The 20,436-nt window shown below is 52.1% G+C and carries 11 protein-coding genes; 5 read left to right on the top strand and 6 right to left on the bottom strand.

Going from position 1 to position 20,436, the window contains the following annotated elements; genetic code table 11:
* Positions 1–28 precede the first annotated feature (28 nt).
* The 6 genes from ACSBQN_RS12690 to narX all read right to left on the bottom strand — a co-directional run bounded on the left by ACSBQN_RS12690 (position 29) and on the right by narX (position 11,523).
* Complete coding sequence (locus tag ACSBQN_RS12690; RefSeq protein WP_354633124.1) at positions 29–6,475, bottom strand: Ig-like domain-containing protein; 6,447 nt, start codon at positions 6,473–6,475, stop codon at positions 29–31.
* A gap of 174 nt (positions 6,476–6,649) precedes the next feature.
* Entirely contained in the window at positions 6,650–7,123 is a 474-nt protein-coding gene (locus ACSBQN_RS12685) for a hypothetical protein (protein WP_223302423.1), read from the bottom strand.
* A gap of 193 nt (positions 7,124–7,316) precedes the next feature.
* Entirely contained in the window at positions 7,317–7,523 is a 207-nt protein-coding gene (locus tag ACSBQN_RS12680; RefSeq protein ID WP_051456253.1) for a helix-turn-helix domain-containing protein, read from the bottom strand.
* Positions 7,524–8,296: 773 nt separating this feature from the next.
* The gene (locus ACSBQN_RS12675) at positions 8,297–9,034 is read right to left on the bottom strand and encodes a glycerophosphoryl diester phosphodiesterase (protein WP_024474344.1); all 738 of its coding nucleotides are present in this window, start codon (positions 9,032–9,034) and stop codon (positions 8,297–8,299) included.
* A gap of 41 nt (positions 9,035–9,075) precedes the next feature.
* Complete coding sequence (gene narL / locus ACSBQN_RS12670) at positions 9,076–9,777, bottom strand: two-component system response regulator NarL (protein ID WP_004234744.1); 702 nt, start codon at positions 9,775–9,777, stop codon at positions 9,076–9,078.
* A gap of 3 nt (positions 9,778–9,780) precedes the next feature.
* Positions 9,781–11,523 carry a nitrate/nitrite two-component system sensor histidine kinase NarX gene (gene narX / locus ACSBQN_RS12665; RefSeq protein ID WP_024474343.1) on the bottom strand — a complete coding sequence of 581 codons (1,743 nt, stop codon included), beginning with the start codon at positions 11,521–11,523 and terminating at the stop codon, positions 9,781–9,783.
* 298 nt (positions 11,524–11,821) lie between these two features.
* Between narX and ACSBQN_RS12660 the strand changes: the two genes are divergently transcribed.
* From ACSBQN_RS12660 to narI, 5 genes are all read left to right on the top strand, one after another.
* Positions 11,822–13,204, top strand: a complete 1,383-nt coding sequence (locus ACSBQN_RS12660; RefSeq protein WP_036408230.1) for a NarK family nitrate/nitrite MFS transporter — start codon at positions 11,822–11,824, stop codon at positions 13,202–13,204.
* 61 nt (positions 13,205–13,265) lie between these two features.
* On the top strand, positions 13,266–17,027 hold the full coding sequence (locus tag ACSBQN_RS12655) for a nitrate reductase subunit alpha (protein ID WP_036408229.1): 3,762 nt from the start codon (positions 13,266–13,268) through the stop codon (positions 17,025–17,027).
* Positions 17,027–18,583: a nitrate reductase subunit beta gene (gene narH / locus ACSBQN_RS12650; protein ID WP_036408228.1), complete on the top strand. Its 1,557-nt coding sequence runs from the start codon at positions 17,027–17,029 to the stop codon at positions 18,581–18,583. The genes ACSBQN_RS12655 and narH overlap by 1 nt, the downstream gene beginning before the upstream one ends.
* Positions 18,580–19,314 carry a nitrate reductase molybdenum cofactor assembly chaperone gene (narJ, locus tag ACSBQN_RS12645; protein ID WP_024474339.1) on the top strand — a complete coding sequence of 245 codons (735 nt, stop codon included), beginning with the start codon at positions 18,580–18,582 and terminating at the stop codon, positions 19,312–19,314. The genes narH and narJ overlap by 4 nt, the downstream gene beginning before the upstream one ends.
* Positions 19,311–19,988 (top strand): respiratory nitrate reductase subunit gamma, encoded by a 678-nt coding sequence (gene narI, locus ACSBQN_RS12640; RefSeq protein WP_004234733.1) that lies wholly within the window; start codon positions 19,311–19,313, stop codon positions 19,986–19,988. Before narJ ends, narI begins: the two co-directional genes overlap by 4 nt.
* Positions 19,989–20,436 lie beyond the last annotated feature (448 nt).

Below are 20,436 nucleotides of genomic sequence, written 5' to 3'. Positions count from 1 at the left end.
AATATTGTACCGGCAATTCAGTAACGGATTAATTGGTTACGATGGCTGACTTCAGAGTAAATTTCACCAGGTCAAATATCAGTGCATAATCTTCAGTGATATCGATTCCGCCTGCATCTTTTGCCGATACAGATAAACTGACATTCTGAATTTTACTTCTGACGCCCGGTTTAAATACCCCGTCCGCACCGGTAACACCTTCCGCATTGTCTATCATCACCATTGCAGGCTGTGTTTTTTCGGTAACTTTGATATTCACACCACTAATCGGGTTATCATTGGCATCAACAACTTTTATCTCTAAGTTATTGACCGATACCGTATCGGCAACCGCATGTTTATCCGTATTTAAGTTCGTGATAATCATTTTTGCCGTACTCTTATCCGCGATCAGTTTCACCGTTTTTGATGCAACGCCGAAATCTGCACCATTCACTTTCACTTTGATCTCCGCATTACCGGCTGTTTTCCCTTTCAGCACAGCATTGTACGAACCCTGCGGTGCTTCCGGTTTAGCGGTGATAGTGGTATTGGCTAACGCAGTACTGAATTCAACTGTCTGTCCGGTGATCAGGTTATTGTTAACATCGCGCAGAATCAGTTTCAGTGCTGACGTATCTGTATCATCAGCGGTAATCGTCTCCGGTGTTACCACCAGCTCTGATTTACTGCTGTCCGGATTGTTCTTGTCTCCGATCAGTGTGACATCTTTGGTCAGCCCCGCCAGTTCCGTTCCGTTAACTGTCACAGTGACAGTCGCCGTTCCGGCTTTTGTACCTTTCAGGGTTGCGGTATAGACACCATCCTGATCCCCCGGTGTCATAGTGATCACTGTATTTTCCAGCGCGGTTTTGAGCTCAACTGTCTGTCCGGAGATCAGGTTACCGTTGACATCACGCAGAGTCAGTTTCAGTACTGATTCATCCGTATTATTTGCCACGATCGTCTCCGGAGCTGCCGTCAGTTCGGATTTACCGCTGTCCGGATTATCCTTATCTGCTGTCAGAGTGACCTCTGCCGCAGTGATCGTCAGTGCGGTACCATTGACCGTCACACCGATCGTTGCCTTACCGGATGTCGTCCCTGTCAGGCTGGCGGTATATGTCCCGCCGGTATTTTCAGATGTACCGCCGACCGTGGTATTTTCCAGCGTTGATGTGAAAATGACTTCCTGGCCGGTGATCAGGTTACCGTTGATATCGCGCAGAATCAGTTTCAGTTTTGATTCAGCAGTACCGTTGGCCACAATCGTATCCGGTAATGCCGTCAGTTCCGATTTAGTCCCGTCCGGATTATTTTTGTCACCAATCAGTATCACGTCAGCGCTGATACCCGTCAGTTCAGTACCGTTTACCTTCACTTTAATCGTGGCTGTACCGGCAGTTGTCCCTTTCAGTGTCGCGGTATAAACGCCATCCTGAGGTTCGTCATTATCCGTTATTGCCGTATTTCCCAGCGCGGTAATGAACTCCACGGTCTGGCCCGGCAGCAGGTTGTTATTGACATCGCGCAGGATAAGCTTCAGTACTGCCCCGTCCTTGCCGTCAGCCACAATCTGGCCCGGTAATGCGGTCAGCTCAGATTTCGTGCTGTCCGGATTGTTTTTATCACCAATCAGTTTTACATCAGTGGTAATACCTGCCAGTTCAGTCCCGTTTAAGCTGACTTTGATGGTGGCCGTACCGGCCGTCGTGCCTTTCAGCGTCGCGGTATAGGTACCGCCCTGTGCTTCCGCATCATCCGTTATTGCGGTATTTCCGAGCGCCGTGCTGAACAGAACGGTCTGCCCGGTGATCAGGTTACCGTTGACATCGCGCAGAATGAGTTTCAGTGCTGATCCGTCGTTACCGTCTGCCACGATCGTATCCGGTGTGGCGGTCAGTTCAGATTTGGTGATATCAGGGTTAGTTTTATCACCAATCAGTGTCACATCTTTGGTCAGCCCGGTCAGTTCAGTCCCGTTTAAGCTGACTTTGATGGTCGCTGTTCCGGCCGTTGTTCCCTTCAGCGTTGCGGTATAGGTACCGCCCTGTGCTTCCGCATTGTCCGTTATTGCGGTATTTCCGAGCGCCGTGCTGAACAGGACGGTCTGCCCGGTGATCAGGTTGCCGTTAACATCACGCAGGATGAGTTTCAGTGCCGAGCCGTCTTTACCGTCAGCCACGATCGTCTCCGGAGTGGCTGTCAGTTCTGATTTACTGATATCCGGATGCGTTTTATCACCGATGAGTGTCACATTCACCGAGGTTGCAGGCAGTTCAGTACCATTGACTTTGACCTTCACAGCCACAACACCCGCCTGAGTTCCTTTGAGCTCAGCTGTATATGTTCCGCCGGTGTTCTCTGCTGCCGGGGTGACGGAGACATTAGCCGGGTCGGTAACGAACACCACATCCTGTCCGGTGATCAGGTTATCGTTGGCATCACGCAGGATCAGTTTCAGTACCGATTTGTCAGCGCCGTCCGCGACAATGGTGTCCGGTGTTGCTGTCAGCTCAGACTTACCGTTGTCCGGATTCGTGCTGTCTGCGGTCAGTGTGACGGTGGTTCCTGTCACGTTGAATGCATTACCGTTTAGTGTGACGGTAATATGTGCATCTCCGGATTTGGTTCCTTTCAGTGTTGCGGTATAGATACCTGCGGTATCTTCACCGGTGCCGCTGATAACGGTACCGTTCAGATCCGATTTGAACAGGACAGTCTGCCCCGGGATCAGGTTGCCGTTGACATCACGCAGGGTCAGTGTGAGTACTGATTCCTTTGTATTATCAGCCACGATAGTCGCAGGTGCGGCTTCCAGGACTGACTTACCGCTGTCCGGTTTTGAACTGTCTGCTGTCAGTTCAACACTCACTGCATTTACCGCCAGTTCAGTACCGCCGACAAACACCTTAACCGGTGCCGTACCGGCAATAGTACCTTTCAGGTTTGCGGTATAAATACCGTCCTGATCCTCTGCCGTACCGGAGATAGTCACACCATTCAGTACAGTGGTAAATGTCACTGTCTGGCCGGAAATCAGGTTATCGTTAGCATCCCGCAGGATCAGTTTCAGTACCGATTCCTGTGAATTATTCGCCACAATCGTTGCCGGCGCGGCGCTCATCGCTGATTTGCCGCCATCCGGATTCGTGCTGTCGGCAGTCAGTTTTACAATAACCGGTGCAACCGCAAACGCTTTACCGTTCAGTACAATCGTGATTTTAGCGTTACCGGATTTGGTTCCCGTCAGTGTTGCACTGTAAGTTCCGTCCGGATTTTCCGTCGTTGTACTTACTGTGCTACCCGTCAGGTCAGATTTAAATTCCACACCCTGAGAAGGGATATTGTTGCCGAATTTATCTTTCAGAATAAGCGTCAGTGCTGACTCAGTGCTGCCGTCCGCCACAATGACCATCGGATTTGCCGACAGCGATGATTTACCGGCATCCGGATTAGTGGTATCTGCCTTAAACGTCACCACCGCACTCATCTCACTGGTGTTCACTTTCGCAGTCACATTGACCTGCGTGGCCACGGTATTGGTCATACTGAATAAGATTTTACCGTTCTCATCTGTCATCAGTGACTGTGATGGCGGCTGTGCGCTGTTATCTGCGGTGAAAAGAACCGCCACAAACGGCACGATGTTACCGGAAGCATCCGTTACGGTAACTTCCACCGCGTTTTTCGCTTCGCCGTTTGCCGGCATGCCATCCGCCGTGACAGTCATATCCGCAATTTTTGCGGTGGCGCTGTCAGCGGTGAATGTCACATTAACGGATGCCGTTTTACCGTTCACCTGTGCAGTGACCTTCGTTTTACCGGATTTGGTATTCGTCAGATCAAAAATGGTTTCACCGTTGCCGTCCGTTGTCAGCTGAGCCTGTGACGGCTGGGCATTGTTGTCAGTAATGAACTGTACGGTGTAGCCCGGGATACGGTTACCATAAGCATCCAGAACAGTCGCCTGCACCCGGTTTACCGATGTGCCGTCAGCTTTCTGACCGTCAGCCACGATTTTCAGTTGCGAGTCAGTAATGGTGGCAGTGGATTCATCCGGCTTAAACAACAGCTGTTTAGTGACACTGCTGTTATTAATGCTGAAGGTGTAATCCTCAGAACCGGCTTTGGTATTGGTGATATAGACACGCAGACGCCCCTGGTTATCCGTCATTCCGCTTGCCGGCTGAGTCTGGTAACGGGCAGTTCCCGGGACACTTATGGTGACCGGTGCACCCGCCAGCGGGTTGTTCCGGTTATCAGTTACTGTCACCAGCACACTGTTCTTCGCCTGTCCGTTTGCCACCGCACCGTCATTTTCAGTAGTCACACTCTGAATTTGTGCGGTGCTCATATCCGCGACAAACTGTGCGGTCACACTCTTCGAAGTACCCGTTCCTTCAACCACCAGTTTGGAATCCCCGGCGGTCTCACTGCTGAAGCGGATAGTGACCTGGCCGTTATCGTCAGTCTGCTGGTTCGGATCAACGACTGTTGCACCGTTATCCGCTCTGGCCGTTAACGGGAAGTTTTCCACCTGGTTATCAAACTGGTCAGTCACTGTTGCCACGGCGATGTTTTTCGCCTGGCCGTCAGCCACTGCTTTGTTATTGGTTAACTCAAGGGTTTTGATTTTTGCGGTACTGAGATCCGCAATATAGATGATCGATTCCGAACGGCTGTTACCGTTACGCATCTTCGCCTGCAGTGATGCTTTACCGGCGGACTTACTGATGATTTTCACGGTCGCCGTGCCGTCCGGCCCGGAGATCACGGTCAGTGTCTGGCCGTTGTTGCCGTCCGCATCATAAATGGTGACACCTTCCGGATTTTTCAGGCCGGAAACACTGAAGGTCACTGCTTTATTCGGCAGTACTTCGCCCTTGTCATTCTGTAACAGCGCCACAGCGGTGAACTGATCACGGTTATTCGCCACCAGTGACTGGTTCGGCGTAACGGTCAGTTTAGTAATAGTTTCCACAGACGGAATAACATTCACCCACATTTCTGCGGTGTTGGAAGGGTTACCCTCGTTATCTTCACCGACGGCTGTCACGCGGTAGCCCTGTGGTTCGCCGCTGCGGTTAGCAAAGATATAAGCCGGCAGCGTAATATCCGCCGTGGTCAGCCCGGTCTGTTTGATCTCACCGCCGTTTGCCAGTAGTTCAGGCGCTGACCAGCGCAGAGATTTCAGGCCGTATTTGGCTTTCAGCACACTGACCGTTACCGGCACTGTCTGTGCTGCTTCAGCGCGCAGTGTCGGCGGCAGGGCAATCCGCAGCAGTTCCTGCTTACGGTACTGCATTACAATGTTGTAGTTTCTGTCGACGAAATCGTAACGGTTACCTGCCAGGTTACGCATCAGGTCAACATTATCGGTATCCAGCTGTTGTGATAACGGCACGCCGAAACGGTAGGAAAGCTCCATACCGACCTGGCTGTCATTGGAATCACCACGGGATGTCTGACCTTTGAACGTGATCAGCGGGAACGGGGTGTAACTGAGCCCGATGGTGGAGACAGACGGGTTACTTTTCAGTTCACCGGAAGAGGTGGTACTGGCCAGGCTGACGCCGTCGCCGAAGTACTGTTCATATTTTGCAAATGCACCTAACTGCGGATAATCAGGCAGATAGCCTTCTGCGCGGATATCAAACCCGTTTGCCGGGCGTTCGTCGTAATCGCGCATTTCATGCAGTTTTGACTGATGCCAGTCCGTTACCCTGAAATAGCCGTTGGCCGCAAGTTTCAGGTAATCAGCCCATAATTCACCGCCGACACCGACCCGCGAGTTACTGCCGGTGATATCGTAGTCATAAAAGCTGTTCACGCCCCACATCCAGCCGTCTTCATACTGACGATAGCCCAGACCAAGGTTGGTGGTGGTACGTTCTTCATTGGCGCGAAGCCCGATCTGTGAGAAGAACAGGCTGTTCGGATTATCGATTAACGGTACCAGTACATCGGCGTCGCCGGTTTTATTGCTGCCGAACTGAATGCGGGCATGGCCCACCTGGTTCAGCCAGTCATTCACCTGCTGATTAAGCAGGTTTTCACCGATACCGCGCACATAGCCGAGAGAAGCGTCAACGGCATCCTCACTGGAGAGGATCTGCCCCGCCTGTGAAGCATTGCCTGCCCAGCGGGCTTCATTCTTTGCCGCGTCATCTTCCGGAGAGGTATCCGGCAGACCGAGGGTCGGCAAGGCACTGAAAACATCATCTGTCCGCACGGTATTATCGCGCGGTGCAGGGTTCGCCGGATCCGGCAGCGTGCTGACACTCATCGGGAACGGCATGCCGTTCTGACCGGAGATAAAGCCGCTGTCTGAACCGGCCGGCATCACGCCGTATTCACTGCCGGACGGCATTTCAACGGTAAATCCCTCACCGCTGAAAGAACTGCCGGAGGTGGTTTTTCCGCCCTGAGGATTCGGAGGCGGTTCCGGGGATGTATCCATCAGTGCATTAAGTCCGTCAAATGTCTCTGACATAATTAATGCGTCATTTTGTTCTGCCGCGTAAGCAACAGATAATGTTGCCGTCGACACCGGAAAAAATAACTGCAAAAAGAGCAACAGATATGCCGTTACCCTCTTTGTTTTTGAGTAATACGAAGTAACAGGCATGAATACATCCCCGAAATGAGATTAAAAAACTATAAAAAATTAAATGTCAGAAAGTGCTTTTATTTTATCCTTCACACCAATGAAACCTGCGTACTGAACTTTGGTACATAAAGTGTCCAGTTTTTTATTCAGCGTCATGGATAACACTTCACGGGAGTCTTTATCCATAATCTCTTTATTGACGTTTAAGAAGGTATAGTTCTGATTAATACGTCCGTAGCTTGATGAGAAATCATTAAATTCAGCCTGGTTTACACCTTTAAGGAAATTAAATCCGTCCACACAGGCGTTATTGGTAGATGCAATAACAATCCCCTGAGATGCCATTTGTTTACTTCCCACATACGCCTGTGCCGCGTTATTACCGGTCACATTAGGTGTCGCAGAACGGGTTTGCTGTTTTACCGGCGGGTTTTTAACTGCTGCCGTGTTTTTCTTTGCCGGTGATGTTGAGCAGGCAGAAATAACCAGTGAAAGCCCGGCTACAACGAGTGCTTTTTTGTTAATCATCATTTTCATTCATTCCTATTTATAAAATTAACTCTTACAGAGAGAAATTACAGGTTTAATAAAAACACCTGTCTGCTGATGATATGAAGTTAATGCAACATATTATTAACAGCATTCAGATGTCATCAGACAGAAAAAGGTTGGTGATATTAAATACACGCGTAAAGGGAGAGTCATAACAGTTGGATAGTCAGCATTACGGGTTATCAGTGTCATCTGTATCTTCCGGTCCGGAAATAACAGACTGATAATGGGTGCTGATAATGGAGAAAAGTTCGCTGATCTCACGCTCCGTCATTCCCAGCGCCGCACAATACCTGAGCATGACATCCGGACTGAGCACCGACAGCCCGCGTTCATAGCGGGATATCTGCTGCTGACTGATATTCAGTTTCTCAGCCACTTCCGAACCTGTTAATCCCTGACTTTTTCGCCTTCTTTTTAAGAAAAAACCAACTTCTTTCAATAGAGATATATTATTATCACACATAGCAAAACCTGATTTACCCGGGATATTTAACTCCTTTTAGGTTTATCCGGAATAATTAACGATAGTAATAAACATAAAAATCCCGTTATTACGCACTATATCCACCGGAGAATCAGACCGGAAAGGTAACAATCCCTGTTAATTACTGCATCCTTTATCGGAAAAGAAGCCAGCCACTGCCTTTTATTTTCAGTTGATATTATTCAGCCAAATACAAATTAAGTGAGTTTAATTCCGGTTATTCAGCAGCAATAAAATCACTGATAACAAAATAATACCGATAAATCATCACTATCAGATCGGGTAAAGAATAAGTGAATCCGGAGCAGTCATGCAAATAATCATTCCTCTTTCGTTGCCTTAAGAACAATTGGTGAAATCTATCTGTGAGTAACCACAAATAGTAATAACAGGGAAAATAGTCATGTAATTTCAGTTCATTATATAAAAACAAACAGGATGGGTAATGATAGTATGAGAAAAAGGATATTTGAGATAACTCCCTGTATGATTAAATCTGTATTACTTTGTTACAGTTTTTATCCTCTTTTCGTTCATCTGATAATAATAAAAAGAATTTTATTATGATTTATTAAATATAACTCCAATAACTTGTATTTTTGCCTGCCAAAATAAAAACACCGGCCTGTCGGAAGAGGCCGGTGTAATACTGATGCAATATAGCATTAAGAAAAACGATTTTCGTCCCTGTATATTGCAGGGTTATCCGTTATCAGCATTCCCACTCCCCAGTCCGCATAATGCGCGACCAGCTCCGGATAATTCGGTGTATAGCAAAAGACCTGATAACCGGCCTTTCTCAGCGATTTCGCCGTTTCTTCCCGCAGAAACAGCCAGTCACAATGCACACTGAACGCGTCAATCTCCTGAAGCAGTGTCAGAGGCTGCGGCGGAATTTTTTCCCAGAGCTGTCCGCGCCGGATGTGCGGCATCCGTTTGTGCATATGGCGCAGTGTGCGGGTATCAAAGCCGGAAAACAGAATCCGCTCTGCCGGGAAATTCTGCATTTCAAGTACCGCTGCGGTGGCTTCACACAACTGGGCAATTGCGTGGTCGCTGTCTGTCAGCTCGGTTTTCAGTTCCAGGTTCAGATGCAGTCCGGATTCTTCCGCCAGCACCAGCAGGTCGGTCAGCAGCGGAATTTTTTCGCCCCGGTACACCTCCCCCGCCCATAACCCGGCATCCAGTGCCCGCAGTTCGCGTAAGGTCAGATCCGTCACTTTCCCGCTGCCGTTAGTGGTGCGGTTCACCGTTTCATCGTGGATCAGCACCGGCACGCCGTCAGCGCTGAGCTGAACATCGGTTTCAATCCACAGACAGCCGAACTCCGCCGCCTGCCGGAATGCCGCCATCGTATTTTCCGGTGCACGGGCGGCAAAACCGCGGTGTGCTGCAATAATCATAATCTGTTCCTTTATACAGAGAGGCCGGATAGATACCGGTACTATTTGTTCTGCAACACCCATACCGCTGCTTCCACCCGTGATTTTACCTTCATCTTTTTCATCAGGTTTTTCACATGCACTTTTACCGTACTTTCCGTGATATCCAGTTTACGGGCGATCATTTTATTCGGCTGCCCCTGAGCAATCAGTTTCAGTATATCGCGTTCACGCGGGGTAAGGCTGTTGATATCCGGCTCATCATCACTGCGCACTTCACGCAGCGCGCCTGCCAGCACTTCGGTCAGTGCCGGGGAGACCACCATTTTACCGGCGGCCGCCTGACGCAGTGCCACCAGCAATTCTTCCGGTTCCATATCTTTGAGCAGATAGCCGTCCGCCCCGCGGCGCAGTGCCGTAATCAGGTCTTCCCGGTAGTTGGACACACTGAACACCACCACCCGGCCGGAGAGCGGTTTGCGCCGCAGAATATCCAGGGTTTCAAAGCCATTCATTTCCGGCATATTCAGATCCAGCAGAATCAGATCCGGATCGAGTGATTCCGCCAGCGCAATGCCATCGCGGCCATTCCCGGCTTCACCGGCCACGGTCAGTGACGGCTCCATACTGATTAACTGCCTGACGCCGTTACGCAGCATCGGGTGATCGTCTATCAGCAGGATCGTGGAGGGAGAGGCCGGGTCAGCGGCTTCATCCGGGTCACTGAGTATAATCTCTCCGGCCGAAAGTATTCTGTTCGTCATTGTTTACCTTGCTCCTGAATCGTCTTCATTTATTCTTATAGTTGTATTCGCGGGAAAGCTTATCAGCACCTGAGTGCCGCCCTGTTCCCGTGTGGTTATCCGGCAGGTTCCGTGCAGTGTGGCTGCCCGTTCCCGCATGATGGATAACCCGTAATGGTTATTTTTTTCCGGATGTTCCGGGATACCTTCCCCGTTATCTTCCACGCTGATATAAATCATCTGGTCTTCTGACCGGCACACCACCTGCGCCCTCGACGCATTGGCATGCTGGAGAATGTTGCTCAGCGCCTCACGGACAATCTGCACCACATGAATGGTCTGGTGCGCGGAGACCTGGCGCCCGGAGAGCTGAAAATCAAAACCGATGCGGTAACCCATCCGCTGCTCAAACTCCTCCAGCGTGCTCTGTAACGCTGCAAGCAGCCCGGGCTCAGTCAGTTTCAGGCGGAAAGTGGTCAGAAGCTCACGCAGCTGATGATAAGCGCCGTTCACTTCCTGGCGCATTTCGGTCAGCAGTGTCTGACAATTTTCCGGGATCTGCGCGGAATGCATCTGTAGATAGCTTATCTGAATTTTCAGACAGGATAACGACTGCGCGATAGAATCGTGAAGTTCGCGGGCAATCACTGAGCGTTCATCCATCAGAATCAGCTGCTGCTGCTGCTCATGCTGATAAGCCAGCGCAAAGGCCGAAATAATTTGTTTGCTCAGCATCTGCATCATATTCTGCTGCTCGCTGTTCAGCTGCTGTCCGGCCGGTAACAGGAGCGTTAATACCCCGTAACGGTTAATCGGTCCGCTCAGATTCCAGGTCAGCTGTTCCTGTGTCTGTGACGGCAGGCAGCCGCAGTCACCGATTTCAGTAAAACGGGTGGCGTTATTATCCTCAAAAATCCGCAGGCACAGCGCACCTTCCGGTATGATCTGATGCAGGTCACGCAGAATATCTGTCAGTTGTGTGGTCAGGTCGTTGGTGTTATTCAGCCGCTGCCCGCTCTTATATAAGAAGGCCAGCATCTGGTTTTTTTCCTGCAAATCCTGTGTTTTGACCGCCACCCGCGATTCCAGCTCCCCGTAGAGTGCGGACAACTCCTCTGCTGTGCGGTTGAGAGTATTGCCGATCATGGTGATTTCGTCGCGGTGGTCATAATCCGCAAAGCGCGGCTGAAAATTCCCCTGCCCCATCGCATCCGCCTGCGCCAGCAGCCGCTGCCACGGATGGAGGATCCGGCGGCGGAAATGCCGCGCCGACAACAGCAACAGTAAAATCATCAGCGCGATAAAGACCAGCTGAATGGCCGCCACCAGCCGGATGGTGGATTCAGTCTGGTGGTCAATGGCAGACACCAGGCTGTCAATCTGACTGACAAACGCAGCCACCAGCGCACGGGCCTCTTCCGGCTGTTTTGCCGCTTCCAGTGCCGGACGCAGCTTTTGCCGCCAGGTCTGTTCCACAGAGAGAAACTGCTGCTGTATTTTGGCCGGACTCACTGCTTTCATCCCGGCAAGCAGGGTTAAATCGGATTCGAAATCATCAAGATACTGCTGTGAATGCGCGGTCAGGGGGATCTCAGACAGGAAACGGTAACTCTGCATCCGCAATGTGCCGGATTTATTAATCGCGTGCGCATTGCCCTGCACACTTTCCGTGATCTGATTGGTCAGCCCCATGCCGATCACCGCAAACACGGTAAGCAGCACCATAAAACCGGTGATTTGGGTAAGAATGGATGTGTGTTTCAGCATGCACTGATGCTCCTCTGAACTGACCGGTTATTCTCTCCGATTTCTCCGAAAAAACACTTACCACCAAAGTAGTACCCCTTAAAACCTTGAGGGATTAGCTGTTATAACCCACACTAATCATACTGATACTAACCGTTTGATTTTACGTATTTTCATTAGATTAACAACCGTACCCCTAAAGTAGAATGACGGTTTTGCGCTTAAAAATCAATCGGTTCACCCTTTGATTAAGATCAGTATCAGCACCTTATAACCCACGTAAAACGCCTTTAATTTCAGCATAATTTTGAGGTGTATTATGGCTCAGATCTCCGAAGGCAAGGCATCAGCGGGCGTCATTACCGACTGGCGCCCGGAAGATGAAAAATTCTGGGCAGAGAGCGGGCACCGGGTTGCATCACGCAACCTGTGGATCTCCGTTCCCTGCCTGTTACTGGCATTCTGTGTATGGATGCTGTTCAGCGCCGTTGCCGTCAATCTCCCGAAAGTCGGCTTTAACTTTACCACCGATCAGCTGTTTATGCTGACCGCGCTGCCGTCTGTTTCCGGGGCACTCCTGCGGGTTCCTTACTCCTTTGTGATTCCGATTTTCGGCGGCCGCCGCTGGACTGCGTTCAGTACCCTGATCCTGATTGTGCCGTGTGTGTGGCTCGGATTCGCGGTGCAGAACCCGTCAACGCCGTATGCGGTGTTTGTGATTATCGCCCTGCTGTGCGGTTTTGCCGGGGCAAACTTTGCCTCCAGTATGGGGAATATCAGTTTCTTCTTCCCGAAAGCAAAACAGGGCGGAGCACTGGGTATCAACGGCGGGCTGGGTAACCTCGGCGTGAGTGTGATGCAGCTGGTCGCACCGTTTATTGTGACATTCGGTGTGTTCAGCTTTATGGGCGGCACCGGCGTGACCCAGCCGGACGGTTCTGAGCTGTGGTTACAGAATGCTGCGTGGATCTGGGTGCCGTTCCTGCTGCTGTTTACCGCTGCGGCCTGGCTGGGGATGAACGACCTTTCTGCCAACAAAGCCTCGTTAAAAGAGCAGTTACCGGTTCTGAAACGCAAACATCTGTGGATCCTGAGCTTCCTCTATCTCTCCACGTTCGGCTCATTTATCGGATTTTCCGCCGGGTTTGCCATGCTGTCGAAAACCCAGTTCCCGGATATCGTTATCCTGAAATTTGCCTTCTTCGGCCCGTTACTGGGTGCGCTGGCCCGTCCGCTGGGCGGCTTCCTTTCCGATAAATTCGGCGGTATCCGCGTAACCTTTATTAACTTCGTGGTGATGGCGGTATTTGCATTCCTGCTGTTCTTCACACTGCCGGGCAAAAATGATGCCGGTTCATTTGCCGCCTTCTTCGGCGTCTTTATGGTGCTGTTTTTCACTGCCGGTCTCGGCAGCGGCTCTACTTTCCAGATGATTGCGGTAGTGTTCCGCAAAATCACCACTGAGCGCGTGCTGGCACAGGGCGGTACCGAAAAAGAAGCTCAGCATGAAGCTATCACCGAAAGTGCTGCCGCACTCGGTTTTATCTCTGCCATCGGCGCTATCGGCGGGTTCTTTATCCCGAATGCCTTTGGTATTTCACTGACACTGACCGGCTCGCCTGCCGGTGCAATGAAAGTGTTCGTTGTCTTTTATGTGGTCTGCATTCTGACCACATGGCTGGTATACGGCCGTAAAAAATAATTAATTCAATTCTGATAATCAGAGCAATGTGAGCGCCCGGCGCTTATCGGGGGATTACCGAATGAGCAAGTTTTTAGACAGATTCCGTTATTTTAAGCAGCGCGGGGAAACCTTCTCCGGCAACCACGGACAAGAGCTGAACGTCAACCGCGACTGGGAAGATGGTTACCGCAGCCGCTGGCAGCATGACAAAATTGTCCGTTCCACCCACGGCGTGAACTGTACCGGTTCATGCAGCTGGAAAATTTACGTGAAAAACGGGCTGGTAACCTGGGAGACGCAGCAGACGGACTACCCGCGTACCCGTCCTGATCTGCCTGACCACGAGCCGCGCGGCTGTCCGCGTGGTGCCAGCTATTCCTGGTATCTGTACAGCGCAAACCGCGTGAAGTATCCGATGGTGCGCAAGCGCCTGATCAAACTGTGGCGTGAAGCCAAAGCTCAGCACGCGGACCCGGTCGATGCGTGGGCATCCATTATTAATGATGAGGCAAAAGCCAAAAGCTACAAACAGGCACGCGGCCGCGGCGGGTTTGTCCGCTCCGACTGGCAGGAAGTGAATGAAATGATTGCGGCAGCCAATATTGTGACTGCCAAACAGTTCGGCCCTGACCGTATTATCGGCTTCTCGCCGATCCCGGCGATGTCGATGGTCTCCTATGCTTCCGGTGCCCGTTATCTATCCCTGATCGGCGGTGCCTGCCTGAGTTTCTATGACTGGTACTGCGACTTACCGCCGGCCTCCCCGCAAACCTGGGGTGAGCAGACTGACGTGCCGGAATCAGCAGACTGGTATAACTCCTCTTATCTGATTGCCTGGGGTTCCAACGTCCCGCAGACCCGTACCCCGGATGCGCACTTCTTTACTGAAGTCCGCTATAAAGGCACCAAAACTGTCGCGATCACGCCCGATTATGCTGAAATCGCCAAACTGTGTGACCAGTGGCTGAACCCGAAACAGGGCACAGACAGCGCCGTTGCACTGGCGATGGGGCATGTGATCCTCAATGAGTTCCACGCGAAGCGTCAGGCGGAATACTTCACCAATTATGTCCGCACTTACAGCGACATGCCGATGCTGGTAATGCTGGATCCGCGTGCGGAAGGCGGCTATGTGCCGGGCCGTATGCTGCGGGCATCTGATCTGGTGGATTCTCTCGGCGAGAAAGAAAATGCTGAGTGGAAAACCATCGCTATTGATGAAAACAGTCAGCAACTGGTGGCACCACAGGGCTCTATCGGGTTCCGCTGGGATAAATCCCGCAAATGGAACCTGGAGCCGCGTGACGGCAAGAGCGGTGATGAGATCACTATGCAGCTGAGCCTGCTGGATAAGCACGATGAAGTTGCTGATGTCGCTTTCCCGTATTTCGGCGGCATTGAAAATGAATTCTTTGAAGGTGTGGCACTGGATGAAGTGCTGATGCACAAACTGCCGGTGAAAGTGGTACGTCTGGCAGACGGCAGTGAAGTCCGTGTGGCAAGTGTCTTCGATTTGACCCTCGCCAACTACGGTATCGACCGCGGTCTGAACGATGTGAACTGCGCGGCGGATTACAGCGAAATCAAGGCCTATACCCCGGCCTGGGCAGAGAAAGTGACCGGCGTCAGCCAGCATCATATCTCCCGCATTGCCCGTGAGTTTGCCGATAACGCCGAGAAAACTCACGGCCGTTCAATGGTGATTGTCGGTGCCGGTATCAACCACTGGTATCACATGGACATGACCTACCGCGGTATCATCAATATGCTGGTGTTCTGCGGCTGCGTCGGCCAGAGCGGCGGCGGCTGGTCCCACTATGTAGGCCAGGAAAAACTGCGTCCGCAGACCGGCTGGTTACCGCTGGCGTTCGGGCTTGACTGGTCACGTCCGCCGCGTCATATGAACAGCACCTCGTTCTTCTATAACCACTCAAGCCAATGGCGTTATGAAACTGTTCAGCCGCAGGAGCTTCTCTCCCCGCTGGCGGACAAATCCCGCTTCAGCGGCAGCCTGCTGGACTTCAACATCCGCGCTGAGCGCATGGGCTGGCTGCCGTCCGCACCGCAGCTGAACGTGAACCCGCTGACTATCGCGGCGAGAGCAAAAGAAGCCGGTCAGGATCCGCAGGCTTACACCGCAGAAGCCCTGAAGAACGGTGCAATCCGCTTTGCGGCGGAACAACCGGATAATCCGCAGAACTTCCCGCGTAACCTGTTTATCTGGCGCTCCAACCTGCTCGGCTCCGCCGGTAAAGGTCATGAGTATCTGCTGAAATACCTGCTCGGTACCGAAAACGGTCTGCTGGGTAAAGATCTCGGCGAACAGGGCAGCGTGAAACCGGAAGAAGCGGAATGGGTGGATAATGCCCCGGAAGGGAAAGTTGATCTGGTGGTGACACTCGATTTCCGTATGTCCAGCACCTGTCTGTTCTCGGATATCGTGCTGCCGACCGCTACCTGGTATGAAAAAGATGATATGAACACTTCGGATATGCATCCGTTCATTCATCCGCTGACTGCCGCTGTTGACCCGGCCTGGGAATCCAAAACCGACTGGGAAATCTACAAAGGGATCGCCAAATCCTTCTCTGAACTCTGCCCGGGCCACCTGGGTAAAGAGACGGATATTGTCACTCTGCCAATCCAGCATGACTCCGCCGCCGAAATGGCGCAGCCGTTTGATGTGAAGGACTGGAAAAAAGGCGAATGTGACCTGATCCCGGGGAAAACCGCACCGCACCTGATGGTGGTGGAGCGCGATTATCCGAACACCTATGCCCGCTTTACCTCGCTGGGACCGCTGATGGATAAACTCGGTAACGGCGGCAAAGGTATCAGCTGGAATACTCAGGAAGAAGTCGATTTCCTGAAAAAACTTAACCGCACCCGCACTGAAGGCGCGGCGGAAGGCCGTCCGGCGATTGAAACCGCGATTGATGCGGCAGAAGTCGTGCTGTCACTGGCACCGGAAACCAACGGCCATGTGGCGGTGAAAGCCTGGGATGCGCTCGGTAAAGTGACCGGCCGCGACCATACGCATCTTGCCATCCATAAAGAAGATGAAAAAATCCGCTTCCGCGACATCGTGGCGCAGCCGCGCAAAATCATCTCCAGCCCGACCTGGTCCGGCCTCGAAGATGAGCATGTCTCTTATAACGCGGGTTACACCAACGTTCACGAGATGATCCCGTGGCGTACCCTGAGCGGCCGTCAGCAGTTGTATCAGGATCATGAATGGATGCGTGCATTCGGTGAGGCACTTGTGGTGTACCGTCCGCCGGTCGATACCCGTGCGGCACAACCGCTGCTGGGCGCGAAACCAAACGGCTATCCGGAGAAAGCCCTGAACTTCCTGACCCCGCACCAGAAATGGGGTATTCACTCCACCTACAGCGACAACCAGCTGATGCTGACCCTCGGCCGTGGTGGTCCGGTGGTATGGCTGAGTGAGGACGATGCCCGCTCGCTGGGAATTGAGGATAACGACTGGATCGAAGCCTTCAACAGCAACGGCGCACTGACTGCCCGTGCGATTGTCAGCCAGCGTATCCCGGACGGCATGATCTTTATGTATCACGCCCAGGAGCGTCAGATTAACCTGCCGGGCTCGGAAGTGACCGGTATGCGAGGCGGTATTCATAACTCCGTCACCCGTGTCTGTCCGAAACCGACCCATATGATCGGCGGCTACAGCCACCTGGCATACAGCTTTAACTATTACGGCACTGTCGGCTCCAACCGCGACGAGTTTGTGGTGGTCCGCAAAATGAAAAATGTGGACTGGCTCGACGGTGAGCAGGATGGTTATCAACAGACCCTGAGCGGGCAGGAGAAAGCATAATGAAGATACGTTCCCAAGTCGGCATGGTATTGAACCTGGATAAATGTATCGGTTGCCATACCTGCTCTGTCACCTGTAAAAACGTCTGGACCAGCCGCGAAGGTGTGGAATACGCGTGGTTCAACAACGTCGAAACCAAACCCGGTCTGGGCTACCCGCATAACTGGGAAGACCAGGAAAAATGGAAAGGCGGCTGGATCAAAAACATCCGCGGCAAACTGGTGCCACGTATGGGTAACAAAATCAGCCTGCTGTCAAAAATCTTCGCCAACCCCGACCAGCCGGAGCTGGATGATTATTACGAGCCGTTCACTTACGACTATGATCATCTGAAAAATGCCCCGGAAGGCAATCTGCCGACCGCCCGTCCGCGCTCACTGATCACCGGTCAGCGCATGACAAAAATCGAAAACGGCCCGAACTGGGAAGATGACCTCGGCGGTGAGTTCAGCCGCCGCAGCGCAGACAAAAACTTCGCCGACATGCAGAAAGAGATGTACGGCCAGTTTGAGCAGACTTTTATGATGTATCTGCCGCGTCTGTGTGAACACTGTCTGAACCCGGCCTGTGTCGCGACCTGTCCGAGCGGCGCTATCTACAAACGTGCGGAAGACGGCATCGTCCTTATCGATCAGGACAAATGCCGCGGCTGGCGTATGTGCCTGACCGGTTGTCCGTACAAAAAAATCTACTTCAACTGGAAGAGCGGCAAATCCGAGAAATGTATTTTCTGCTATCCGCGTATCGAAGCCGGTCAGCCGACCGTCTGTTCGGAAACCTGTGTGGGTCGTATCCGTTACCTCGGTGTACTGCTCTATGATGCGGATCGCATTGAAGAAGCGGCCAGCGCGGATAACGAAAAAGATCTGTATGAGCGTCAGCTCGGGATCTTCCTCGACCCGAATGACCCGGAAGTGATCAGCCAGGCGCAGAAAGACGGCATTCCGCTGAGTGTGATTGACGCGGCACAGAAATCGCCGGTCTACAAAATGGCAATGGAGTGGAAACTCGCGCTGCCGCTGCACCCGGAATACCGCACCCTGCCTATGGTCTGGTATGTGCCGCCTCTGTCACCGATTCAGTCTGTCAGCGATGCGGGTATGCTGCCGCACAGCGGCGTACTGCCGGATGTGGAAAGTCTGCGCATCCCGGTTCAGTATCTCGCCAACCTGCTGACCGCCGGGGATACCGCGCCGGTACTGCGTGCCCTGAAACGGATGCTGGCCATGCGTCACTACAAACGTGCGGAAACCGTGGATAAAACCCGCGATATCAGTGCGTTGGAAGAAGTGGGTCTGACAGAAGCCCAGGCACAGGAAATGTACCGCTATCTGGCTATCGCGAATTATGAGGATCGCTTTGTGATCCCGTCCTCACACCGCGAACTGGCCCGTGAGGCATTCCCTGAGCGTAACGGTTGCGGATTCAGCTTCGGTGACGGCTGCCACGGCAGCGATACCAAATTTAACCTGTTTAACAGCCGCCGTATCGATGCCATTGATATCACGCAGAAAACACCGGCAGATGCGCCAATTTCAGAGAGGCATTCATCATGATCAGCTTAAAAATTATCGGCTGCCTGCTGGATTACCCGAATGAGGAGCTCTGGGCACACCGCGACGAACTGATTGCAGAGATTGAACAGGCGCACGAGCTGCGCCTGACTCAGGCCGCCGCACTGATGTACTTCGTCGCTGAACTGACCTCAGAGCCGCTGCTCGACAGCCAGGCTCGTTACAGTGAACTGTTTGATCGCGGCAGAGCCACCTCTCTGCTGCTGTTTGAACACGTTTACGGTGAATCGCGCGATCGCGGCCAGGCAATGGTGTCCCTGCTGGAGCAGTATGAGCAGGCCGGGATCACACTCAGCAGCCGCGAACTGCCGGATTACCTGCCGGTTTATCTGGAATATCTCTCTGTTATGCCGCCGGAACAGGCCTGTCAGGGGCTGAAAGACATCGCGCCGATCCTCGCCCTGCTCGGTGAGCGGCTGCGTCAGCGCGAAAGTCATTACCATGAACTGTTCAGCCTGCTGCTGACCATGGCGGACAGCGACCTGACACTCAGCTCACTGACCCGTCAGGTGGACGGTGAAGCCCGTGATGACACCCCGGCTGCGCTGGATGCGGTCTGGGAAGAAGAACAGGTGACATTCCTGGCCGATAAAGGCTGTGACAATTCTGTTCTGACACAGCATGAGCGTCGTTTTTCACAGAGTGTCGCCCCGAATTACATTCAGGTGGGTGACGCGCCGGTTCCCCCTGCGGCGAAAGGAGTAACTCCATGAATTTCCTGAATACGTTTTTCTTTGATATCTATCCGTATATCGCGGGCGCGGTGTTTATCATCGGCAGCTGGCTGCGTTATGACTACGGACAATACACCTGGCGTGCCGGTTCCAGTCAGATGCTGGATAAAAAAGGGATGCGTCTGGCTTCCAACCTGTTCCACGTCGGGATCCTCGGTATCTTCTTCGGGCATTTCGTCGGCATGCTGACGCCGCACTGGATGTATGAGCCGTTTATCACTGTGGCGCAGAAACAGATGCTGGCGATGGTGGCGGGCGGCACCTGCGGGGTGATGACGCTGATCGGCGGCGGTCTGCTGCTCAAACGCCGTCTGACCAACCCGCGTGTCCGTGCTACATCATCTGCGGGTGATATCCTGATTATCACCCTGCTGGTGATCCAGGTAATTCTGGGCCTGGGCACCATTCCGTTCTCCGCGCAGCACACTGACGGCAGCGAGATGATGAAACTGGTCGGCTGGGCACAGTCTGTCGTGACATTTCAGGGGGGGGCATCAGAGCATCTGGAAGGGGTTGCCTTTATCTTCCGCATGCACCTGGTGCTGGGTATGACACTGTTCCTGATCTTCCCGTTCTGCCGTCTGGTGCATATCTGGAGTGCGCCGGTTGAATACATTACGCGCCGCTACCAGTTAGTGCGCAACCGTCATTAATTAACAACAACAGTCTCGTCCTTTAAATGCACAGTTTTGGGTGGCTCCGGCCACCCTTTTTTTTATCACCGTGTGATCCTTTCAAAAAAAGTTGAAACAGATAACCTGTTCAGAGGAAAAACAGCCGGTTTCTCTGCCGCTGTAACGTGTCACTAACATTTTCAACATCTTTTCGCTGATTAAAAAATTCTGTTAAATCAATTCAGTAAATAACAGACAGCAGAAACATACTGTTTTATCTCGGTTCTGATGTTCACTTCTGCTATTTTTCACTGCTTTTTTGTTATTAAAATGATTTTGTAATCATTAAAAAATAGTTGAATTTAATGTTGACCCACATCACAAAACTGGTATCATACCTCCATCGAAGCAAAACACGCTTACTCAACTAATTCAAAGCAGGAGTTCATTATGAAAAGTATCAAAACTTTCTTCTCTAATCTGACCC

It is taken from the genome of Morganella sp. B601, assembly GCF_051172335.1.
Classification (GTDB): domain Bacteria; phylum Pseudomonadota; class Gammaproteobacteria; order Enterobacterales; family Enterobacteriaceae; genus Morganella; species Morganella morganii.
This window is presented reverse-complemented; position numbering and strand designations above follow the sequence as displayed.